Origin of the sequence: Massilia sp. TSP1-1-2, from assembly GCF_049896185.1 — a bacterium.
Taxonomy (GTDB): domain Bacteria; phylum Pseudomonadota; class Gammaproteobacteria; order Burkholderiales; family Burkholderiaceae_D; genus Telluria_A.
This window is the reverse complement of record NZ_JAFCTU010000164.1, coordinates 1-762: the sequence shown is the minus strand read 5'-3', so window position 1 is coordinate 762 and position 762 is coordinate 1. Positions and strand designations below refer to the sequence as shown.

Below are 762 nucleotides of genomic sequence, written 5' to 3'. Positions count from 1 at the left end.
AACACAAACGTGCCGGTTGACGGCGCGGCCGACTTGCCGCCGTCGGTCTTCTTGACCTGGCGCTGCGTAAATTCGCCACGCGCGGCCTTGGTGCTGGCGGCAAAGCTCTTGAATTGCGCTAGTGCGCTAGCATGCGCGGCGCCGGCAAAGGCCAGGCTCAGCGCAAGAGCGCCCAGTGTTGTTTTCAGTAATTTTTGCATATTGCCTTTCTTGTTGAATGCTGCGGCACAGTTGCCCTGCTCAACTAACGGTTGGGCGGGCAATCCGTGCACACGTGAAGGTTTATTCTGCGCTGGCGATCGGCACCAGGATGTCCCTGTTGCCGTTTGATTGCATCTGGGAAACCACGCCGCTATTTTCCATTTGCTCAAGCAAACGTGCCGCGCGGTTGTAGCCAATGCGCAAGTGCCGCTGCACCAGCGAGATCGACGCGCGCCGGTTCTTGAGCACCACCTGGACCGCCTGGTCGTACATCGGATCAGCTTCCCCACCGGCCTCGCCGGCCGGCGCGCCATCGGCGCCGCCCTCGCCTTCGAGCGTGCCGCCCTCGAGAATGCCCTCGATGTAGTTGGCTTCGCCATTGGCCTTGAGGTGCTTGACGACGCGGTGCACTTCCTCGTCGGACACGAAAGCGCCGTGCACCCGCACCGGCAAGCCGGTACCGGGCGGCATGTACAGCATGTCGCCCATGCCCAGCAAGGCTTCCGCGCCCATCTGGTCGAGAATGGTTCGAGCCACATCTGCTTTTTCTTCGAGTCGCGG

The 762-nt window shown here is 61.9% G+C and carries 1 protein-coding gene and 1 pseudogene; both read right to left on the bottom strand.

Annotated features, from left to right (window positions below; all coding sequences use genetic code 11):
* Window positions 1–200: pseudogene (locus tag ACP7BV_RS27490) on the bottom strand (outer membrane lipoprotein chaperone LolA); the annotation flags it as partial.
* 82 nt (window positions 201–282) lie between these two features.
* On the bottom strand, window positions 283–762 hold a 480-nt coding region (locus ACP7BV_RS27485; protein WP_426108085.1), incomplete at its 5' end, for a DNA translocase FtsK.